The organism is Cupriavidus sp. SK-3 (genome assembly GCF_000611145.1).
Lineage (GTDB): Bacteria > Pseudomonadota > Gammaproteobacteria > Burkholderiales > Burkholderiaceae > Cupriavidus.
In genome coordinates this window covers 1-3,440 of record NZ_JFJV02000241.1, presented here as the reverse complement: position 1 = coordinate 3,440, position 3,440 = coordinate 1, and the positions used below count along the sequence as shown (strand labels likewise).

At 53.6% G+C, this 3,440-nt stretch carries 2 rRNA genes; both read left to right on the top strand.

Annotated features, from left to right (window positions below):
- Positions 1–52 precede the first annotated feature (52 nt).
- Positions 53–3,144: ribosomal RNA gene (locus CF70_RS25205) — 23S ribosomal RNA — on the top strand.
- A 134-nt stretch (positions 3,145–3,278) separates the two neighbouring features.
- Positions 3,279–3,391 (top strand): 5S ribosomal RNA (gene rrf / locus CF70_RS25200).
- Positions 3,392–3,440: the final 49 nt, after the last annotated feature.

Below are 3,440 nucleotides of genomic sequence, written 5' to 3'. Positions count from 1 at the left end.
CATCCTGTAGCGAGCACGACTTGAACGCAAGTTTGAGACACACTCGTTATAGGGTCAAGCGAACAAGTGCATGTGGTGGATGCCTTGGCGATCACAGGCGATGAAGGACGCGGTAGCCTGCGAAAAGCTTCGGGGAGCTGGCAAACAAGCTTTGATCCGGAGATGTCCGAATGGGGAAACCCGGCCCGAATGGGTCATCCCTGACTGAATACATAGGTCAGGGAAGCGAACGCGGCGAACTGAAACATCTAAGTAGCTGCAGGAACAGAAATCAACCGAGATTCCCAAAGTAGTGGCGAACGAAATGGGAAGAGCCTTGTACTCTTTAGCAGCATTGTTAGCAGAACGGGATGGAAAGCCCGGCCATAGCAGGTGATAGCCCTGTATGCGAAAACAGCGTTGTGGAACTAGGTGTACGACAAGTAGGGCGGGACACGTGAAATCCTGTCTGAAGATGGGGGGACCATCCTCCAAGGCTAAATACTCGTGATCGACCGATAGTGAACCAGTACCGTGAGGGAAAGGCGAAAAGAACCCCGGGAGGGGAGTGAAATAGATCCTGAAACCGCATGCATACAAACAGTCGGAGCCTGGAAACGGGTGACGGCGTACCTTTTGTATAATGGGTCAGCGACTTACATTCAGTGGCAAGCTTAACCGATTAGGGAAGGCGTAGCGAAAGCGAGTCCGAATAGGGCGTTCAGTCGCTGGGTGTAGACCCGAAACCAGACGATCTATCCATGGCCAGGTTGAAGGTGCGGTAACACGTACTGGAGGACCGAACCCACTAACGTTGAAAAGTTAGGGGATGAGCTGTGGATAGGGGTGAAAGGCTAAACAAGTCTGGAAATAGCTGGTTCTCTCCGAAAACTATTTAGGTAGTGCCTCGTGTCTCACCTTCGGGGGTAGAGCACTGTCATGGTTGGGGGGTCTATTGCTGATTACCCCGCCATAGCAAACTCCGAATACCGAAGAGTGCAATCACGGGAGACAGACATCGGGTGCTAACGTCCGGTGTCAAGAGGGAAACAACCCAGACCGCCAGCTAAGGTCCCTAAGATTGGCTAAGTGGGAAACGAAGTGGGAAGGCTAAAACAGTCAGGAGGTTGGCTTAGAAGCAGCCATCCTTTAAAGAAAGCGTAATAGCTCACTGATCGAGTCGTCCTGCGCGGAAGATGTAACGGGGCTAAGCCAGTCACCGAAGCTGCGGATGCGTGCATTCCTTTAAGTGCACCTTGCTTGTCGATGCGCAGCATCGACAAAGCGCCCAACAGTGATCGTTGGGATGCAAGTGGAGTGGATTTAAAGGAGTGCACNGGGCTAAGCCAGTCACCGAAGCTGCGGATGCACGTAAGTGCATGGTAGGAGAGCGTTCTGTAAGCCTGTGAAGGTGTCTTGTAAAGGATGCTGGAGGTATCAGAAGTGCGAATGCTGACATGAGTAGCGATAAAGGGGGTGAAAAGCCCCCTCGCCGTAAGCCCAAGGTTTCCTACGCAACGTTCATCGGCGTAGGGTGAGTCGGCCCCTAAGGCGAGGCAGAGATGCGTAGCTGATGGGAAGCAGGTTAATATTCCTGCACCGTCGTATGATGCGATGGGGGGACGGATCGCGGAAGGTTGTCCGGGTGTTGGAAGTCCCGGTCCCTGCATTGGAGAAGGCGCTTAGGCAAATCCGGGCGCGGAATTCAAGGATGNGTTGTCCGGGTGTTGGAAGTCCCGGTCCCTGTATTGGAGAAGGCGCTTAGGCAAATCCGGGCGCGGAATTCAAGGATATGGGGCGAGCGGCCTAGTGCTGCGAAGCAATTGGAAGTGGTTCCAAGAAAAGCCTCTAAGCTTCAGTCATACGAGACCGTACCGCAAACCGACACAGGTGGGCGAGATGAGTATTCTAAGGCGCTTGAGAGAACTCGGGAGAAGGAACTCGGCAAATTGGTACCGTAACTTCGGGATAAGGTACGCCCTTGTAGCTTGACTGGCCTGCGCCAGGAGGGTGAAGGGGTTGCAATAAAATGGTGGCTGCGACTGTTTAATAAAAACACAGCACTCTGCAAACACGAAAGTGGACGTATAGGGTGTGACGCCTGCCCGGTGCCGGAAGATTAAATGATGGGGTGCAAGCTCTTGATTGAAGTCCCGGTAAACGGCGGCCGTAACTATAACGGTCCTAAGGTAGCGAAATTCCTTGTCGGGTAAGTTCCGACCTGCACGAATGGCGTAACGATGGCCACACTGTCTCCTCCCGAGACTCAGCGAAGTTGAAGTGTTTGTGATGATGCAATCTCCCCGCGGCTAGACGGAAAGACCCCATGAACCTTTACTGTAGCTTTGCATTGGACTTTGAACCGATCTGTGTAGGATAGGTGGGAGGCTTTGAAGCGTGGACGCTAGTCTGCGTGGAGCCGTCCTTGAAATACCACCCTGGTTTGTTTGAGGTTCTAACCTTGGCCCGTGAATCCGGGTCGGGGACAGTGCATGGTAGGCAGTTTGACTGGGGCGGTCTCCTCCCAAAGTGTAACGGAGGAGTTCGAAGGTACGCTTGGTACGGTCGGACATCGTACCTAAAGTGCAATGGCAAAAGCGTGCTTAACTGCGAGACCGACAAGTCGAGCAGGTGCGAAAGCAGGACATAGTGATCCGGTGGTTCTGAATGGAAGGGCCATCGCTCAACGGATAAAAGGTACTCTGGGGATAACAGGCTGATACCGCCCAAGAGTTCATATCGACGGCGGTGTTTGGCACCTCGATGTCGGCTCATCTCATCCTGGGGCTGTAGCCGGTCCCAAGGGTATGGCTGTTCGCCATTTAAAGAGGTACGTGAGCTGGGTTTAAAACGTCGTGAGACAGTTTGGTCCCTATCTGCCGTGGGCGTTGGAATCTTGACGGGGGCTGCTCCTAGTACGAGAGGACCGGAGTGGACGTACCGCTGGTGTACCTGTTGTCTCGCCAGAGGCATCGCAGGGTAGCTATGTACGGAAGAGATAACCGCTGAAAGCATCTAAGCGGGAAACTCGCCTGAAGATGAGGATTCCCTGGAGCCTTGAGCTCCTTGAAGGGTCGTTCGAGACCAGGACGTTGATAGGCTGGGTGTGGAAGCGCAGTAATGCGTTAAGCTAACCAGTACTAATTGCCCGTAAGGCTTGATCCTATAACCAGTGTGTTTCTGCTGGTTGAGTATCGCGTGCCGCTGCCGTCGTAACGAGCAGCTTGGCCGATACGCACAACCTCTACTACATCCCTATTCGCTGCGTTGAGCAGACCTCAACGCGGCCACCGTTTATGCCTGGTGACCATAGCGAGTTGGAACCACCCCTTCCCATCCCGAACAGGACCGTGAAACGACTCCACGCCGATGATAGTGCGGATACCCGTGTGAAAGTAGGTAATCGCCAGGCTCTCCCTTGAAACCCCTCAGTACGAAAGTACTGGGGGGTTTTGCTTTTG